The sequence below is a fragment of the Curtobacterium sp. 458 genome (assembly GCF_030406605.1).
Classification (GTDB): Bacteria; Actinomycetota; Actinomycetes; order Actinomycetales; family Microbacteriaceae; genus Curtobacterium.
The window spans coordinates 1,875,045-1,890,311 of the sequence record NZ_CP129104.1 but is presented as its reverse complement, the minus strand read 5'-3'; the positions used below and the strand labels follow the sequence as shown (position 1 = coordinate 1,890,311).

Sequence of the window (15,267 nt, the reverse complement as noted above, 5' to 3'; positions counted from 1 at the left end):
TCATCGGTTCTCCGCTCGGGTCCCGCGCACCTGGACGATGTAGGCGATCACGGCGGTGATGACACCCATGACGATCGCGACGGTGGCGGAGTAGTTGAACTGCTGGCCACTGAAGGACAGCGAGTAGGCGTACATGTTCGGGGTGAAGGCGCTGCCGATGACGTTCGGGGCGAGGGTCTTCAGGAGGTTCGGCTCGTTGAAGAGCTGGAAGCTGCCGATGATCGAGAAGATGGTGGCGATCACGATCGAGCCGCGGAGCGCCGGGATCTTGATCGACCAGACGGTGCGCAGCGGACCGGCACCGTCGATCTCGGCGGCCTCGTAGAGCTCGGTGGGGACGACGCGGAGGGCGGCGTAGAAGATCAGCATGTTGTAACCGACGAACTCCCACGTGACGATGTTGCCGATCGACGCGAGGACCCAGTCGGGACTGAACGGCTGCAGGAGGTCGATGCCGAGCGCGGAGTTGATCGAGCCGGTCAGGCCGAACTGGTTGCCGTAGATGAAGCCCCAGATGAGCGCCGCGACGACGCCGGGCACCGCGTACGGCAGGAAGATCGCGATGCGGAAGAACGACGAGGCCCAGAGGCGGGCGCTGTCGAGCGCGAGGGCGGCGACGAGCGCGACCACGAGCATGATCGGCACCTGCACGACGAGGAACAGTGCGACGCGGCCGAAGCCCTGCCAGAACTTGGCGTCCTGGAACAGCTGGACGTAGTTGGCGAACCAGACGAACTGGTTGCCGCCGATGAGCTGGTCGCGGAAGAGGCTGAGCCAGAGTGCGTACCCGATCGGGACGACGAGCATCGCGACGAGGACGACGACGAACGGCCCGACGAACATCCAGCCGGTCCAGCGGCCGCGCTGCGAGGTGCGGCGCCGCGGCGGCGTGGCCGGAGCTGCTGCTCCTGGCGCACGCGCTTCGAGCGTGGTCATGTGACTCCCTTGTCGTGCTGCGTTCGGGTGCGTCGATGTTGACGTCAACATCGAACGCCGCGACGATAGCATGGCAACGTCAACATGCGCTAGCGTCTCCGGAGTCGGGCTCGATCACGATCCGATGACGAGCGCCGAGGGAGGCCGCGTGACCACGGAACTCAGCGGCGTGCGCCGTGCACCGTCGATGGCCGCGGTCGCCGAGGCCGCCGGCGTGTCGATGCAGACCGTGTCGCGCGTCGCCCGTGGCTTCGACAACGTCTCCCCGGACACCCGCGACCGCGTGCAGCGGGCGATGGACGAGCTCGGCTACCGGCCGAACCGCGCCGCCCGCGCGCTCCGCTCGGGACGCTTCCGCACGATCGGCGTGATCATGTTCACGCTCGCGTCGTTCGGCAACATGCGCACGCTCGAGGCGATCGCCGACGCCGCCGGGGCCGCGGACTTCACGATCACCCTGCTGCCGATGGCATCCCGGACCGAGGAGGGCGTGCGCTCGGCGTTCTCGCGGTTGCACGAGCAGGCTGTCGACGGCGTGGTGATCATCATCGAGTCGCACATCATCGACACCGCCGAGGTGGCGCTGCCGGACGGCGTCCCGATGGTCGTCGTGGACTCCACGGGCACGACCCAGCACCCGTCGATCGACACCGACCAGGCCGAGGGCGCACGGTTGGCGACGCAGCACCTCCTCGACCTCGGGCACGACACCGTCTGGCACGTCGCCGGACCGGTGTCGTCGTACTCCGCCGCACGCCGTCTCGCCGCGTGGCAGGACACCCTCGAACGTGCGGGTCGGGTGGTGCCCCCGGTGTTCCACGGCGGCTGGACCACGTCGCACGGGTACGAGGCAGGGCTCACGATCGCCGCACGACCGGACATCACCGCCGTGTTCGCCGCGAACGACCAGACCGCGCTGGGGGTGCTCCGCGCCGCGCACGAGTCCGGCCGGGACGTCCCCGGTTCGCTCAGCGTCGTCGGCTTCGACGACTCGCCCGAGGCCGACTCGTTCTGGCCGCCGCTCACCACCGTGCACCAGTCGTTCGACGAGGTCGGCCGACGGGCGGTCCGGAACCTCCTCGGGCAGATCGAGGGCGCTCCCGAGCCGGCGTCGACCGTCGCCGACCTCGTCCCGACGCGGCTCGTGGTCCGGGCGAGCACGGCCGTCCCGCCCGCCGGCTGACCCCTGGGCCGCGGCCGCACGCGCGCGCCCGGAACGAGTCGCTCGGTGCGAGGTTTCCCACGCGGTGCGAGGTACGAGAGCACGACGACCCCGACCGGTTCTGGGGGCAGCGCCGCACGACCGGCGTCTGGGAGCATCGTCGCGTGCGCACCCGCTGGAAGGTCCTGCTCGGAACCGTCGCGGCGGTCGCCGTCACCGCCTCGGTCGTCACCGTCCACTCGGAAGCGCTCGACGCCGCCGCGCACGCCCGGGCTCTCGCCGAGGCACCGCCACGCAGCGCGACCCCGCGCGAGGACACGCTCGCGTACCTCCGCGCGGCGAAGGCCCACGACTGCGCCCTGCTCGACCTCCTCGAGGCGAGCGGCACGACCGACTGGTGCCCGAAGGCGCCGACTGCGTGGTCGGACGGGGAGTCCGAACTGCTGGCCTACCGCGACGTCGGGAAGCCCTACGTGGTCTCCGCGAAGCAGGCCGCCCAGGCCGAGGTGTGCGTGCCGTCGGTCATCACCCAGCGCTGGATGACCGGAGCGGACCCGGGCACGATGCAGTGGAGCTGGTGCTGGGCGCGGACCACCGACGGCTGGCGACTGGTCGACGAGGGCCAGGGCTGACAAGCACGGCCACCCGCCCGCCGACGCTCGTCGGCTCCGCGCAACCGCGGGTCTGCCCATGGAACCACGGATGCGACATCGAACCAGGCATCGAGACCGGTTCGACGTCGCATTCGTGGTTCGGAGCGGCGAAGCGCAGGCGCCCCGCCGCAGTACCCCGCGGCCCGCCGCAGCGCCTCAGTGCAGCCGCAGCGACGTCACCATCGGGCAGGCGAACGGGTCCCGCGCCGCGAGCCCGACCCGGTTGAGGTACGCCACGACGATGCCGTACGACCGCAGCAGTGTCGTCTCCGTGTAGGGGATCCCGAGCGAGCGGCAGTGCGCCTGCACGAGCGGCTTCGCCCGCCGCAGGTTCGGCCGCGCCATGCTCGGGAAGAGGTGGTGCTCGGCCTGGTGGTTGAGGCCGCCGAGCAGGTGGTCCACCCACCGTCCGCCGACGATGTTCCGGGAGGTCCGCACCTGGCGTGAGAAGAAGTCGATGCGCGCGTTCTCGGCGATGACCGGCATGCCCTTGTGGTTCGGCGCGAACGAGGCGCCCATCATGACGCCGAACACCGCGACCTGCACGCCGATGAACGCGAAGCCGATGCCGATCGGCAGGAACGCGAACACGGCCCAGAAGTACAGCCCGAACCGGGCGAGGAGGAGGACGCCCTCGACCGCTCGGCCGCGCGAGGTCCCCTTGACGTGCTCGCCCGTGACCACCGCGCGGATGGACAGCCAGTGCAGGTTGAGCCCCTCCATGGTGAGCAGCGGGAAGAACGCCCAGCCCTGCACGCGCGTCAGCAGCCGCAGGAGCCCGGTGCGCTGCGCGGCGTCCTCCTCGATGAACGACACCGTGTCCTGCGCGATGTCCGGGTCCTTCCCGATGGTGTTCGGGTTGCCGTGGTGTCGCGTGTGCTTGTTCATCCACCACGAGTAGGACATACCGACGAGGAACACCCCGACGAACCGTCCGGCGTGGTCGTTCCACCGGTTCGACGCGAAGATCTGCCGGTGCGCGGCTTCGTGCGACAGGAACGCGAACTGCGTGAACACCACGCCGAGGACCCCGGCCGGGATGAGCGCGAACCAGCTGTGCCCGACGAACGCGGTCACGACGAAGGCGACGGCACCGACGGCGACGAGGACGGCGAACACCGTCCAGTAGAAGCCGGTGCGGCGCTGCAGCAACCCGGCGTCCTTCACCTGCTGGAGCAGGTCCTTGTAGGTGGAGGTCCCGGAGCGTGCCCCCGCCGGTCGCGGCGAGGTCGGGCGGTACAGGGTGGACGAAGTGGCCATGGGGCTGCTTCCGTCAGGGACAGCCCTTCGGCCGAACAATGGGTTCCCGCGTGCGCGGTTCCGGCAACCGTAGGGCCTCTCCCCGTACGTCCGCAGGGAGCTGCGCGTACTGTCCGGAAAGAGTCGGTCCAGCTGTACCGGCTCCGGATGGGCGCCGCCTCCCTCTGTCCGGAACACTCGTCCGCGCGTGCTCACCCCGCCACCGCAGCACGGATCATGAAGCACATCGTCTACGGACTCACCGCCGTCCTGACCACGGACGAGGCGGCCGACGCCGTCCTGGACTACGCCGCGGCGCTCGCCCACGCCGGGCTCACGGACGTGATCGCCGTCCCGACGGTCGACCTGTTCGGTACCCAGACCACGACGTCGTTCCTGCTCGCCCCGGCGCTCGGGATCCTCGTCGAGGACGCACCGGACGACCCGCTCGGGCCCGACACCGCTGCGTTCGTCGCCGAGATCACGTGGCGGTCGCAGGCGGTGCGCTCCGCACCGCCCCACCTGCCCCCCGCGTGACGGACCCGCGCAGCGCGTGTCGTTCCCTGGTCGTGACCGCCCGCCGGCCTGGAGGCACGGGTCGGGCCCGCACCGTGCCTCCAGGCCGGTGGTCAGCGCGTCATCACGACGCACCGCCGGGTCGGTGGTCGGCGCGTCAGCGCGCCGGCGCCTCTGCGAGCACGGCCGTGGCGATGCGGTCCGCCGCCTCGGCGGGGCCGATCGTGGTGGTGTCGACGACCGCCGCCTCGGCGTGCAGCCAGGTGCGCGCCGCCTCGGCGTAGCGGTCGACGTACCCGAGGCGGAAGGTCGACGGCCCCATCACCTCGTCGTGCAGGATCCGGTGTCGGAGCGTCTCGGGGTCGGTGTGCAGCACGAAGTGCCAGACCGGGATGCCGTGCCCCGCGAAGCCGTCGCTGATCTCGCGCCAGTAGGACTCGACGAGGACGGTCATGGGCATCACGAGGGTGCCGCCGGCGTAGTCGAGCACCCGGCGCGCGGTCTCCACGACGAGCGGGCGCCACGGGTCCCAGTCCTGGAAGTTGCCGGTCCACGGCAGGCTCGGCGAGACGTCCATCAGCGTCTCCCCCACCTTCTCGGCGTCGAGTACCCGCGCGTCCGGCAGCCGTTCCTGCACCAGGCGACTCGTCGTCGTCTTCCCCACACCGTGCGTCCCGTTCACCCAGACGATCATGCGGGGACTGTAGCGTGTGGTCATCGACGATCGGGGGGACGATGCTCGCAGGGGACGTCGCGGCCAAGCGGTTCGCGCCGACGAAGTGGCGTGAGGGGTACGACCAAGAGCAGGTCGACGACTTCCTCGCGCGGGTCCAGGCCACGCTGGCGGAGTACGAACGCGGACGGCCGGCCGATCCGTTGCGCGCCGAGGACGTCGTGGCGTCGCGCTTCCGGCCGACGCGGTTCCGTGCCGGCTACGCGCAGGACGAGGTCGATGACTTCCTCGACGAGGTCGCGGTGGAGCTGCGCGGGCACGAGGCACGGTGGGGCGCCCGCGACTGACGGTCAGGCGGCGAACGCGGACGCGAAGAGGAGCACGGCCGCGAGTCCGATCAGCAGCCCGACCGCGACGATCGCGCCTGCGGTGAGCAGCGACACCATCCCGACGAACACGGCGCCGAGTCCGCCGAGTCCTGCGGCCTGACCGAGCGCGGACGGTTCCGACACGGACTGCGTTCCGCGAGCGAAGAGCTCGTCCATGTCGCGGGGGACGTCATCAGCGGGCACGCGCCGAGCCTACGACGACGAACGGGAGGCACGGTGCGTCGCCGCACCGTGCCTCCCGTCGGGTCAGCCCGCCAGGGCTGTGCGGCTCACTCGCTCGTCGTCACCCAGTCGATGAGCAGGTTGCCGCTGGCACCCCAGTTGCCGGTCTGGAACATGAACCGGTGCGGGGTGGTCGGGACGTCGTGCGTGATCGTCCCGATGACCTTGCCGTCGACCTTGTACGTGACCGACTTGCCCGGGTCCCAGTCCACCGTGTACGTGTGCCAGTCACGCCAGGAGACACCCGTGGGGATCTGGACGCGCTCGGCCTCCTGGCCCGGGGTCATCGAGTGGTGGAACGCCATGGGCTCCGACTCGAAGTTGCCCTCGGGGAAGTCGATCTCGCCGTCGGCCCAGCGGTTCGACGTCGGCCACAGCATGAACGCCGCGCCGTTGCCGTCACCGCCAGTCGCCTTCGCGCGGACGGAGAACGACCCGCCGACGTGGTCGTACGCGCCGGTCTTCGTGCCGAAGGTGCCGGCCGTGCCCGCCCCACCGAGGCGGGCGTCGAGGACGCCGTCGTGCACGGTCACGGTCTGGCTCGGCGCGTAGATGCCGGACGTGCCGTCCGGGTACGGCTGCCACGCTTGCTGGTACAGGTTCGCGACGTTGCCCAGCGCTGCCGACACGTCGAAGTCCTCGACGAACGACGCCTGCGGCGGCGTCGCACCGCTCGGGTCGTCCGCCTGGGCGTCGGCGGACGCCTGTTCCGTCGGCTCGTCGCTCGGCGTGTCGGTCGGCGTCGCGCTCGGGGTGTCGGTCGGCGTCGACTCCTCGATGGGTTCGCCGGTGGGCGTCGCGTCGGGGGTCGGTGTCGCGTCGTCCGACGGCGTGGTCTCGTCGGAAGGGTCGGACGTCGCCTCGTCGCCCGGAACCGTGTCGTCCGACGGCGACGCGGTCGGGGTGGGGGTCGGGTGCCAGTGGTGGTGCCAGCCCCACCAGGGGCTGGCGGTGGCAGCCGTCGGGATGCCGATGATGAGCGCGGCAGCGGCGGTCGTCGCGATGACGACGTTCCGGCGCTTCACCGGGCGCTCCGTCCGTCGGCGGACAGGGGGGTTCTTCGCGCGCGGAAGCGCGTGGTCGAGACAGAGATGTCGAGCTCCTCGGAGGGTTCGGGATCAGGGGCGCAGGACGCGGGACGGACGCGGCGAGCGGTGGTGCCAGGCAGTGCTGTGGGGTGCTGTGGTGCTGCGCTCGGTGATGCGTCCTCGAACATTGTGCCTCATGTGTGCCCTGTTCGGGGGGTATTGATGACCCCTCACCAACTGGTGCGTGATCCGGCGAGTACGACTGGCCCCATGACACCTCCTCGGCCCCCCTTCCGCGGCCGCCGTGCCGTCGTCACCGGAGCGAGCGGCGGCATCGGCCGTTCGCTCGCCCTCCAGCTGGCGGACGCCGGCGCGGACCTCGTGCTCGTGGCCCGGTCGCAGGATGCCCTCGAAGCCGTGGCGTCGGAGGTGCGAGCGCGCGGGACGAGGGCGTCCGTGGTGGTCGCCGACCTCGCCACGGCGGACGGCGTGGCGCAGGTCGTGGACCGGCTCGACGGCACCCGGATCGACGTCCTCGTGGCGAACGCGGGCGTCGGCGCCCACGGTCCGTTCGTCGACGAGTCCCCCGAGCGGACCGCCACGCAGATCGCCCTCAACTGTGCGGCGGTGACGGCCCTGACCCACGCGTTCCTGCCGGGGATGCTCGCCCGCGGGGTCGGCGGTGTGATGACGGTCGCGTCGACGGCGTCGTTCCAACCGACCCCGGGCATGGCGGTCTACGGCGCGACGAAGGCGTTCGTCCTGTCGTTCACCGAGGCCCTGTGGCAGGAGACCCAGGGGCGGGGCGTCCGGGTGCTCGCGCTCTGCCCGGGCCCGACCTCGACCGGCTTCTTCGACGCGGCCGGGGCCGGCAGCGGGGTGATGGCGCGCGGACGACAGACGCCGGACGAGGTCGCCGCCGTCGGGCTCCGGGCGTTCGCGCGTGCTGGAGGCCCGACGGTGGTGTCCGGTGCCGGCAACCGGGTCACGGCGAACGCGCACCGGTTCGTGCCACGTGGGCTGATGGCGAGGATGTCGGCTCTGGTGACGGCCGGCTGAGGAGCGGCCGTGGCGACGACCGCGGCCGGTACTGCTGGCGCTGCCGTCAGTCGTAGCCGAGGACGACTCCGTCCTCGGCAGCCTCGTCCGCGCCCGGTCCCGGTTCGCTCAGCGGGTCCACGTGCCACTCCGTCGCAGCGTCTCCGGCATCGCCGTCCACACGTCCGCCCAGAGCAGCTCGAAGTCCACCGCACTGATCTGCCCGGCGAGCGCCGCCCGTTCGTACACGAGCAACGCGTCGAGCGACCCCGCGAGCAGCCGAGCGTCCCCGTGCCCGCGAGGCCGGCCGCCGCCGTGGAATGTGGTCACCGTGAGCGTCCGGACCGAGGGCCGTGTCCGCCGCGTCGCACGTCGGAGGACGAGGAACCCGGAGCCGTACAGCGCGACGGCCGCGAGGATCCCCCACAGCGCGGAGCCGTTCAGCGCAGCCATCACGCCCAGCGCCGGCAGCGCGCCCACCACACCCCAGACGTGGAGGGCACGCAGCAGGAAGCGCTCGCGGGGACTCGTACCTGGCGGGAAGACCACGAGCGTGCGCGAACTCCACAGGGTGCGCCCGGCGGGGTGGACGGTCTCGCGGCCCCACACGTGCAGGTGGCGGTCTCGGAGCGTGGCGAGCAGGAGCGGTGGCTTCGTGGACGAGTGCACCCCCGTACCGTGCACCCGCGGGCCTCGGCGGCGCAGCGCTCCTGACGGACTCCTCACGCCCCGTCCCCGGATCCTGATGCGCCGCTCACCGGCCGCGTCGATGGGACGGACCTTCGGGGTTGCGGACCTGGCGGACTGCGGGTATACCTAAACCGGTTCAATGAAACCGGTTCAAACGATCCGGTCCGATGCACCGCGGCGAGGAGGCCCCCGATGGAACGACGACCCACCATCGTCGACGTCGCGCGGCAGGCCGGCGTCTCGAAGGGCCTCGTCTCCCTGGCGCTCAACGACCGGCCAGGCGTGAACCAGGTGACGAAGGAGCGCATCCAGGCCGCCGCAGCCGAGATCGGCTGGCGTCCGAACCCCGCCGCCCGCAGCCTGACGAGCCGTCGCGCGTACGCCCTCGGGCTGGTCGTGAAGCGGGACCCGCGCATCATCGAGACCGACCCGTTCTTCGCCGCGTTCATCGCCGGTCTCGAGACCGTCCTCGCTGACCGCGGGCAGGTCCTCGTCCTCAGCGTGGTGCCCGACCCCGGTGCCGAGGAGCGCGCCTACCGGTCCCTCGCCGCCGACGGCCGCGTCGACGGGTTCATCCTGACCGACCTCCTGCGCCACGACCGCCGGATCGCGCTGCTCGCCGAGCTCGGCGTCCGAGGGGTCACCCTCGGCGAGCCCGACGTCCCGACGACCCTGCCGGCCGTGCGACGCGAGTACGAGCACGGCATCGACGAGCTCGTCCGGTACCTCGCCGACCTCGGGCACGAGCGGATCGCACACGTCGCCGGCAACGAGGACATGCTCCACGGCCGTGCTCGACGGGAGCAGTTCGAACGGGTCGCCGCCGACCTCGGGGTCGATGCCCACGTCGTCCCGACGGACTTCTCCCCCGAGCAGGGTGCCGAGGCGACCCGGAGGCTCCTGACGCTCGCGCCCGAGGTCCGCCCGACGGCAATCGTCTACGGCAACGACCCGATGGCGGTCGCCGGCATGGCCGTCGCCCAAGGTGCCGGCCTGCGGATCCCGGACGACCTGTCCGTGACCGGACTCGACGGCTCCCAGATCGGGCAGTACGTCTACCCGGCGCTCACCACGCTGGACAACGACCCGGTCGAGTGGGGGCGCGTCGTCGCGTCCACGCTGCTCGACCTCGTCGACGGCAACGACCCCGTCGACCGCACCCTCACCCCGGCACGGCTCATCGTGCGCGGGTCGACGGGCGCGCCCGCACCCCGGCCCTGACGCCGGACCCGACCAGGACGGACACGCGGAGCCCCGCGACTCCGGACGCGTCGGCACAGCACAGCACACCCGACCACCGACGAAGGAGTCACCATGCAACGGCGCATGCTCGCCATCGGGACCGCGATCGCCGCGGCCACCGCACTCGCCCTGACCGGATGCTCCGGCGGGGGAAGCGCGTCGAACAGCGACGCGATGAAGGCCAAGGGCCCGATCACCATCTGGTACTCGAACAACGCGCAGGAGGTCCAGTGGGGCAAGGCCGCGGTGGCCTCCTGGAACGAGGACCACCCGGACCAGCAGGTCAAGGGCCAGGAGGTCCCGGCCGGCAAGAGCACCGAGGAGGTCATCGGCGCGGCCATCACCGCGGGCACGACGCCCTGCCTGGTGTTCAACAACCTGCCGGCGGCGACGGGGCAGTTCCAGAAGCAGGGCGGCCTGGTCGACCTGTCGAAGTTCAGCGGCGCGGACGTCTACATCGAGGCCCGCTCCGGTGACACGGCAGACCAGTACAAGTCGTCGGACGGTGACTTCTACCAGATGCCGTGGAAGTCGAACCCGGTGATGATCTTCTACAACAAGGAGATCTTCAAGAAGGCCGGGCTCGACACCGAGGACCCGAAGCTCAGCACCTACGACGACTTCCTCGCTGCGGCGGCGAAGATCAAGGCATCGGGTGCCGCGCCGTACGCGATCTACCCGACCCCGACGAGCGAGTTCTTCCAGCCGAACTTCGACTACCTGCCGCTCTACGCCGCGGCGACCGGCGGCAAGGGCATGGCGACGAAGGACGGCAAGGCGACCTTCGACACGCAGGCCGGTCGCGACGTCGCCGAGTTCTGGAAGACCGTCTACGAGAAGGGCTACGCGGGCACCGAGCAGCTGCAGGGCGACGCCTTCGCCACCGGCAAGGCCGCGATGGCGATCGTCGGCCCGTGGGCGATCGCGTCCTACAAGGGCAAGGTCGACTGGGGCAGCGTGCCCGTCCCGACGAAGGACGGCATCTCCGCCGACCAGACCTGGACCTTCCCGGACGCCAAGAACGTCGGCATGTACTCGTCCTGCAAGAACCAGGGCACCGCGTGGGACTTCCTGAAGTACGCCACGAGCAAGGACCAGGACCAGAAGCTCCTCGAGACGACCGGGCAGATGCCGATCCGCAAGGACCTCGCGACCACGTACGCCGACTACTTCTCGCAGAACCCCGCGTACCAGGAGTTCGGCTCGCAGGCGGCCCGCACGGTCGACGACCCGGCCGGCGCGAACACGATCGCCGCGCTCCAGGGCTTCCGTGACTTCTACACGAAGGCCGTCATCTCCGGGCAGGGGAACCTCGACTCGCAGCTCAAGGCCGCCGCGTCGAAGTTCACCCAGCAGATGCAGCAGCAGTAGGACGGGAGGCCCGGCTTGACCACGCAGACCGCGTCACGTGCGCGCGGGGTCACGCCGGGCAGCCCGACGGGCGGCGGCCGGAAGCCGCTGCACGTCCGACTGCTCGGCAAGGACCCCCTGGGGTGGCTCTTCAGCGCCCCCTACCTGGTGTTCGTCATCGCGATCTTCGCCTACCCGGTGTGCTTCGCGGTGTACATGTCCTTCAAGGACTACTTCTTCGCCGCTCCCGGTGTGAGCGTCGACCGCCCGTGGGTGGGACTGCAGAACTACGTGCAGGTCTTCCAGGACCCGCAGGTGCTGCAGTCGTTCCGGAACGTCGGCGTCTTCCTCGTCATCAACGTGCCGCTCACCGTCGTGCTCGCCCTCGTGCTCGCGTCGGCGCTCAACGGCGCGGTCCGCTGGTCGACGTTCTTCCGGGTGAGCTACTACGTGCCGTACGTCACCGCGAGCGTCGCGGTCGTCGGCGTGTGGCTCTTCCTGTTCAGCCAGGGCGGTGTCGTGAACAGCGTCCTCGGCCCGCTCGCCCCGAGCCCGTCGTGGCTCAGCAACTCGGCCCTCGCGATGCCGATGATCGCGGTCTTCGTGACGTGGAAGCAGCTCGGGTTCTACATCCTGCTCTACCTGGCGGCACTGCAGAACGTGCCGAAGGAGCTGTACGAGTCGGCGTCCACGGACGGCGCGGGCAAGGTCCGGCAGTTCTTCTCGGTGACCGTCCCGGGCGTCCGCCCCGCCACGGTGCTCGTGCTCCTGCTCAGCACCGTGACCGGCGCCAACCTCTTCACGGAGCCGTACCTGCTGACCGGCGGCGGCGGCCCGAACGGTGCGTCCACGAGCCCCGTGCTGCTCATCTACCAGCAGGGCATCCAGCAGGGCCACCCCGGGTACGCGGCGGCCATCGGCATCGTCCTGATGATCGGCGTCCTGATCATCGCGTTCCTGCAGAACCGGTTCGCAGGTGGGAGGGAATCATGACCGAGGCGACCATGCCCCAGGCCGCAGGCGAGCTGACGGAGACGACCCGCGCCTCCCGGCAGGACACCCCGAGGCGGCGGCGACCCCGCCGCATGGACGGGGTGCAGCTGACCCGCGGCCAGGCCGCGCTGCGCTTCGTCGTGCTGCTCGCCGGTGCGCTGCTCTTCCTGTTCCCGTTCTGGTACATGGTGATCGGCTCGCTCCAGCGCGAGCCGGACACCTCCGTGGCCGGTGCGTTCCCGAACCCCGCGAACATCGACCTGCACAACTACGCACAGATCGACTCCCGTGTGGACCTGCTGCAGGGCCTCGTGAACTCGGGCATCTTCACGGCCGGGGTGGTGCTCTGCACGGTCGTGTTCGGTGTCCTCGCCGGGTACGCGCTGTCGGTGCTGCAGTGGAAGGGCCGCGGCGTGACGTTCGCACTCGCGCTGCTCGTGCAGGTCGTGCCGTTCCAGCTGCTGATGATCCCGCTGTACGTCCTCATCGCCCGTGACTACGGCCTGAGCGACAACTACCTCGGGATGATCCTGCCGTTCGCGATCAACTCCGCCGCGGTGGTGATCTTCCGGCAGTACTTCCTGCAGGTCCCGCAGGAGATCTTCGACGCCGCCCGCATCGACGGCGCCGGGGAGCTCCGGGTGCTCTGGAGCGTCGCGCTCCCCCTCATCCGACCGGCGCTCGTCACCGTCGTGCTGGTCACGTTCATCGGGCCGTGGAACGAGTTCCTCTGGCCGTTCCTCATCACGAAGGAAGCCTCCATGCAACCGCTCGCCGTGTCCCTGGCGAACTACATCTCGAACGTCGCGTCCTCGACCGCGAACCCGTACGGCGCGATCCTCGCCGGCGCGGTGGTGCTCGCTGCCCCGGTCGTCGTGCTGTTCATCGTGTTCCAGCGCTGGTTCATCGCGACCGACATCGGGTCGGGGGTGAAGGGCTGATGCCGGCGCTCACGACCGATCTGCTCGCCGAGGAGTACCAGCGGGCACTGCAGCACACGAACGCGCTGACCGACCGCATCTCGACCGACGACTTCTCGGCGCACTACGCCGACCCGCCCGCGTGGATGATCGGGCCGTTCCGCCGCGACCCGTCGCTCACCTTCACGGCGCCGGAGTGGACCGACCCGACCGACATCGGTTGGACCGCGTCGTCGGTCTTCAACCCGACGCTCGTGGTCGCGCCCGACCAGCGCGGCACCGTGGTCGCGGTGGACCCCGACACCGGCCGGGAGGCACGACACGCCCTCCACCTCGTCTACCGAGCATCCCCGGTGAAGGAGTCGACGTCGTCCCGGATCGGGCACGCGGTCCTGACCGCGGACGGCTGGGTCGACGACGGCGCGCCGATCCTCTGGCCGACGGAGGCGAACGAGGGACTCGGCGTCGAGGACCCGAAGCTGTACCGCGCCGAGGGGCGCTGGTGGTGCTACTACAACGCGATCTGGGACACCCGGGGCAGTGCGCTGCGGGACAGCTACCCGGACGCCGGGGACGTCGGCTGCGACATCGCCCTCGCGGTCTCGGACGACCTCGTGCACTGGGAGAAGACCGGCGTCGTCGTGCCGTACGAGGTCTCGCACCTGTGGGCGAAGGGTGCGGTCATACCCCGGGACGACCGCGGCAACGCCGTCCGGATCGGCGGCGAGTACCTCATGTACGTGTCCGAGGGGTGCGGCGGGAAGCTGACGGTCGGGCACTCGGACGACATGCTCCACTGGACCTTCACGCACGAGGACTACCTCGACGTCAGCGCGCTCGGCCAGCACGTGCACGAGGTCGCCTGCGCCGTGGTCGACGGCGACCGGCTCGTCCTCGACTTCTTCCTCGCCGACCACGACGGCGCGTTCGCGGCCGGACAGGCGCTGTACGACGTCGATGCGCCGTTCACGCAGCTCGACGTGCACGCCGGTGGTTCCCTCGCCTGGGGCGGACTGCTGCGGTGGCCGACGCCGGACGGTCCGCGGCTCTTCGCACAGGGGTGGGACGCGCCGCGCGGCAGCCGCGAGCTGTACTGCTACGAGGAGGTCCCGGCATGACCCGGACCGTGCCGGCAGCCGAGTTCCCGTACGCCCTCGAACGGGTCGGTCTCGTGATGGAACCGCTGGCCGACGAGCCGCTCGAGGCCGAGGGCGTGCTCAACCCGGGCAGCGGGTACGGACCGGACGGCGAGCTCTACCTGCTCCCCCGGCTCGTGGCGGACGGCAACGTCTCCCGCATCGGCATCGCCCGGGTCGTCGTCGAGGACGGCGTCCCGACCGGTGTCGAACGGCAGGGTGTCGTGCTCGAGCCCGAACGGTCGTGGGAGGTCGGCGCGGTGAACGCCGGCGTCGAAGACCCGCGGACCACGTGGGTGTCGGCGCTCGACCTGCACGTGATGACCTACGTGGCCTACGGACCGCTCGGGCCCCACACCGCCATCGCCGTGTCGAGCGACCTCCGGACGTGGCAGCGCCTCGGGCCGGTGCGGTTCGGGTACGACGACGCACTCGACGTCGACCTCTCGATGTACTTCAACAAGGACTGCGTGTTCCTGCCGGAGCCCGTCACGGCCCCGGACGGCACCGAGACCCTCGCGGTGCTGCACCGGCCGGGCTGGGACCTGTCGGAGATCCGGCCGTCCGAGGGGCTGCACCCGCCGGGCTGGGTCGAGGACACCCGTCCGTCGATCTGGATCTCGTTCGTGCCGCTCGACCGGGTCCGTGCGGACGTCGGGGCGCTCGCCGAGTGGCGCGGGCACCGGGTCCTCGCCGGGCCGACGGAAGCGTGGGAGGAGCTCAAGATCGGCGCGGGGCCGGCCCCGATCCGGGTACCGGAGGGCTGGCTCCTGCTCCACCACGGTGTCACGGGCGAGCTCGTCGGCTCGCTCGCGCAGCAGCAGAACGTGAACTACGCCGCCGGGGGCATGATCCTCGACGCCGAACGCCCGTGGGAGGTGCTCGTCCGGACGGCCGAGCCGCTCATGACCGCGGACACTGACGACGAACGGTCCGGCATCGTGCCGAACGTCGTGTTCCCCACCGCCGTCGAGGAGATCGACGGCGTCCACCACGTCTTCTACGGCATGGCGGACTCCAAGATCGGCGTCGCACGACTCGTGCGGCGCTGATCGCCCCCACTCCCCCTCGAACGAGGAG

16 protein-coding genes and 2 pseudogenes are annotated in these 15,267 nt (G+C 70.8%); 12 read left to right on the top strand and 6 right to left on the bottom strand.

Going from position 1 to position 15,267, the window contains the following annotated elements; genetic code table 11:
• Nucleotides 1-936 carry a sugar ABC transporter permease gene (locus QPJ90_RS09405; RefSeq protein WP_290130985.1) on the bottom strand — a complete coding sequence of 312 codons (936 nt, stop codon included), beginning with the start codon at nucleotides 934-936 and terminating at the stop codon, nucleotides 1-3.
• A gap of 148 nt (nucleotides 937-1,084) precedes the next feature.
• Between QPJ90_RS09405 and QPJ90_RS09400 the strand changes: the two genes are divergently transcribed.
• Together QPJ90_RS09400 and QPJ90_RS09395 are read left to right on the top strand one after the other, a co-directional pair.
• Entirely contained in the window at nucleotides 1,085-2,119 is a 1,035-nt protein-coding gene (locus tag QPJ90_RS09400) for a LacI family DNA-binding transcriptional regulator (protein WP_290130984.1), read from the top strand.
• 143 nt (nucleotides 2,120-2,262) lie between these two features.
• The gene (locus QPJ90_RS09395) at nucleotides 2,263-2,730 is read left to right on the top strand and encodes a hypothetical protein (RefSeq protein ID WP_290130983.1); all 468 of its coding nucleotides are present in this window, start codon (nucleotides 2,263-2,265) and stop codon (nucleotides 2,728-2,730) included.
• Between the two features lie 177 nt (nucleotides 2,731-2,907).
• Here the strand turns inward: QPJ90_RS09395 and QPJ90_RS09390 are convergent, their stop codons facing one another.
• Complete coding sequence (locus tag QPJ90_RS09390; protein ID WP_290130982.1) at nucleotides 2,908-4,011, bottom strand: acyl-CoA desaturase; 1,104 nt, start codon at nucleotides 4,009-4,011, stop codon at nucleotides 2,908-2,910.
• A gap of 216 nt (nucleotides 4,012-4,227) precedes the next feature.
• On the opposite strand from QPJ90_RS09390, the gene QPJ90_RS09385 reads away from it, so the two are divergent.
• Nucleotides 4,228-4,527 carry a hypothetical protein gene (locus tag QPJ90_RS09385; protein WP_290130981.1) on the top strand — a complete coding sequence of 100 codons (300 nt, stop codon included), beginning with the start codon at nucleotides 4,228-4,230 and terminating at the stop codon, nucleotides 4,525-4,527.
• Nucleotides 4,528-4,663: 136 nt separating this feature from the next.
• Here QPJ90_RS09385 and QPJ90_RS09380 read toward each other — a convergent pair whose 3' ends face one another.
• The gene (locus QPJ90_RS09380) at nucleotides 4,664-5,200 is read right to left on the bottom strand and encodes an AAA family ATPase (protein WP_290130980.1); all 537 of its coding nucleotides are present in this window, start codon (nucleotides 5,198-5,200) and stop codon (nucleotides 4,664-4,666) included.
• 41 nt (nucleotides 5,201-5,241) lie between these two features.
• Between QPJ90_RS09380 and QPJ90_RS09375 the strand changes: the two are divergent.
• Nucleotides 5,242-5,337 (top strand): annotated as a pseudogene (locus QPJ90_RS09375) (DivIVA domain-containing protein); the annotation flags it as partial.
• A 45-nt stretch (nucleotides 5,338-5,382) separates the two neighbouring features.
• Nucleotides 5,383-5,493, top strand: a pseudogene (locus QPJ90_RS09370) (DivIVA domain-containing protein); the annotation flags it as partial.
• A 36-nt stretch (nucleotides 5,494-5,529) separates the two neighbouring features.
• On the opposite strand, the gene QPJ90_RS09365 reads toward QPJ90_RS09370, so the two are convergent.
• Both QPJ90_RS09365 and QPJ90_RS09360 read right to left on the bottom strand, forming a co-directional pair.
• A complete protein-coding gene (locus QPJ90_RS09365; protein WP_290130979.1) occupies nucleotides 5,530-5,751 on the bottom strand; it encodes a hypothetical protein in 222 nt (73 codons plus the stop codon).
• A gap of 86 nt (nucleotides 5,752-5,837) precedes the next feature.
• The gene (locus tag QPJ90_RS09360; protein ID WP_290130978.1) at nucleotides 5,838-6,815 is read right to left on the bottom strand and encodes a family 16 glycosylhydrolase; all 978 of its coding nucleotides are present in this window, start codon (nucleotides 6,813-6,815) and stop codon (nucleotides 5,838-5,840) included.
• Between the two features lie 273 nt (nucleotides 6,816-7,088).
• Between QPJ90_RS09360 and QPJ90_RS09355 the strand changes: the two genes are divergently transcribed.
• Nucleotides 7,089-7,877 carry an SDR family oxidoreductase gene (locus QPJ90_RS09355; RefSeq protein WP_290130977.1) on the top strand — a complete coding sequence of 263 codons (789 nt, stop codon included), beginning with the start codon at nucleotides 7,089-7,091 and terminating at the stop codon, nucleotides 7,875-7,877.
• A gap of 108 nt (nucleotides 7,878-7,985) precedes the next feature.
• Here the strand turns inward: QPJ90_RS09355 and QPJ90_RS09350 are convergent, their stop codons facing one another.
• A complete protein-coding gene (locus QPJ90_RS09350; RefSeq protein WP_290130976.1) occupies nucleotides 7,986-8,525 on the bottom strand; it encodes a DUF6611 family protein in 540 nt (179 codons plus the stop codon).
• 213 nt (nucleotides 8,526-8,738) lie between these two features.
• Between QPJ90_RS09350 and QPJ90_RS09345 the strand changes: the two genes are divergently transcribed.
• The 6 genes from QPJ90_RS09345 to QPJ90_RS09320 all read left to right on the top strand — a co-directional run bounded on the left by QPJ90_RS09345 (nucleotide 8,739) and on the right by QPJ90_RS09320 (nucleotide 15,239).
• Nucleotides 8,739-9,767 (top strand): LacI family DNA-binding transcriptional regulator, encoded by a 1,029-nt coding sequence (locus QPJ90_RS09345; RefSeq protein WP_290130975.1) that lies wholly within the window; start codon nucleotides 8,739-8,741, stop codon nucleotides 9,765-9,767.
• A gap of 93 nt (nucleotides 9,768-9,860) precedes the next feature.
• Nucleotides 9,861-11,159 (top strand): sugar ABC transporter substrate-binding protein, encoded by a 1,299-nt coding sequence (locus QPJ90_RS09340; RefSeq protein WP_290130974.1) that lies wholly within the window; start codon nucleotides 9,861-9,863, stop codon nucleotides 11,157-11,159.
• An 87-nt stretch (nucleotides 11,160-11,246) separates the two neighbouring features.
• Nucleotides 11,247-12,131 carry a sugar ABC transporter permease gene (locus QPJ90_RS09335; protein ID WP_290134198.1) on the top strand — a complete coding sequence of 295 codons (885 nt, stop codon included), beginning with the start codon at nucleotides 11,247-11,249 and terminating at the stop codon, nucleotides 12,129-12,131.
• A gap of 92 nt (nucleotides 12,132-12,223) precedes the next feature.
• A complete protein-coding gene (locus tag QPJ90_RS09330; RefSeq protein WP_290134197.1) occupies nucleotides 12,224-13,072 on the top strand; it encodes a carbohydrate ABC transporter permease in 849 nt (282 codons plus the stop codon).
• A complete protein-coding gene (locus QPJ90_RS09325; RefSeq protein WP_290130973.1) occupies nucleotides 13,072-14,169 on the top strand; it encodes a hypothetical protein in 1,098 nt (365 codons plus the stop codon). Before QPJ90_RS09330 ends, QPJ90_RS09325 begins: the two co-directional genes overlap by 1 nt.
• Nucleotides 14,166-15,239 carry a glycosidase gene (locus tag QPJ90_RS09320; RefSeq protein ID WP_290130972.1) on the top strand — a complete coding sequence of 358 codons (1,074 nt, stop codon included), beginning with the start codon at nucleotides 14,166-14,168 and terminating at the stop codon, nucleotides 15,237-15,239. Before QPJ90_RS09325 ends, QPJ90_RS09320 begins: the two co-directional genes overlap by 4 nt.
• Nucleotides 15,240-15,267 lie beyond the last annotated feature (28 nt).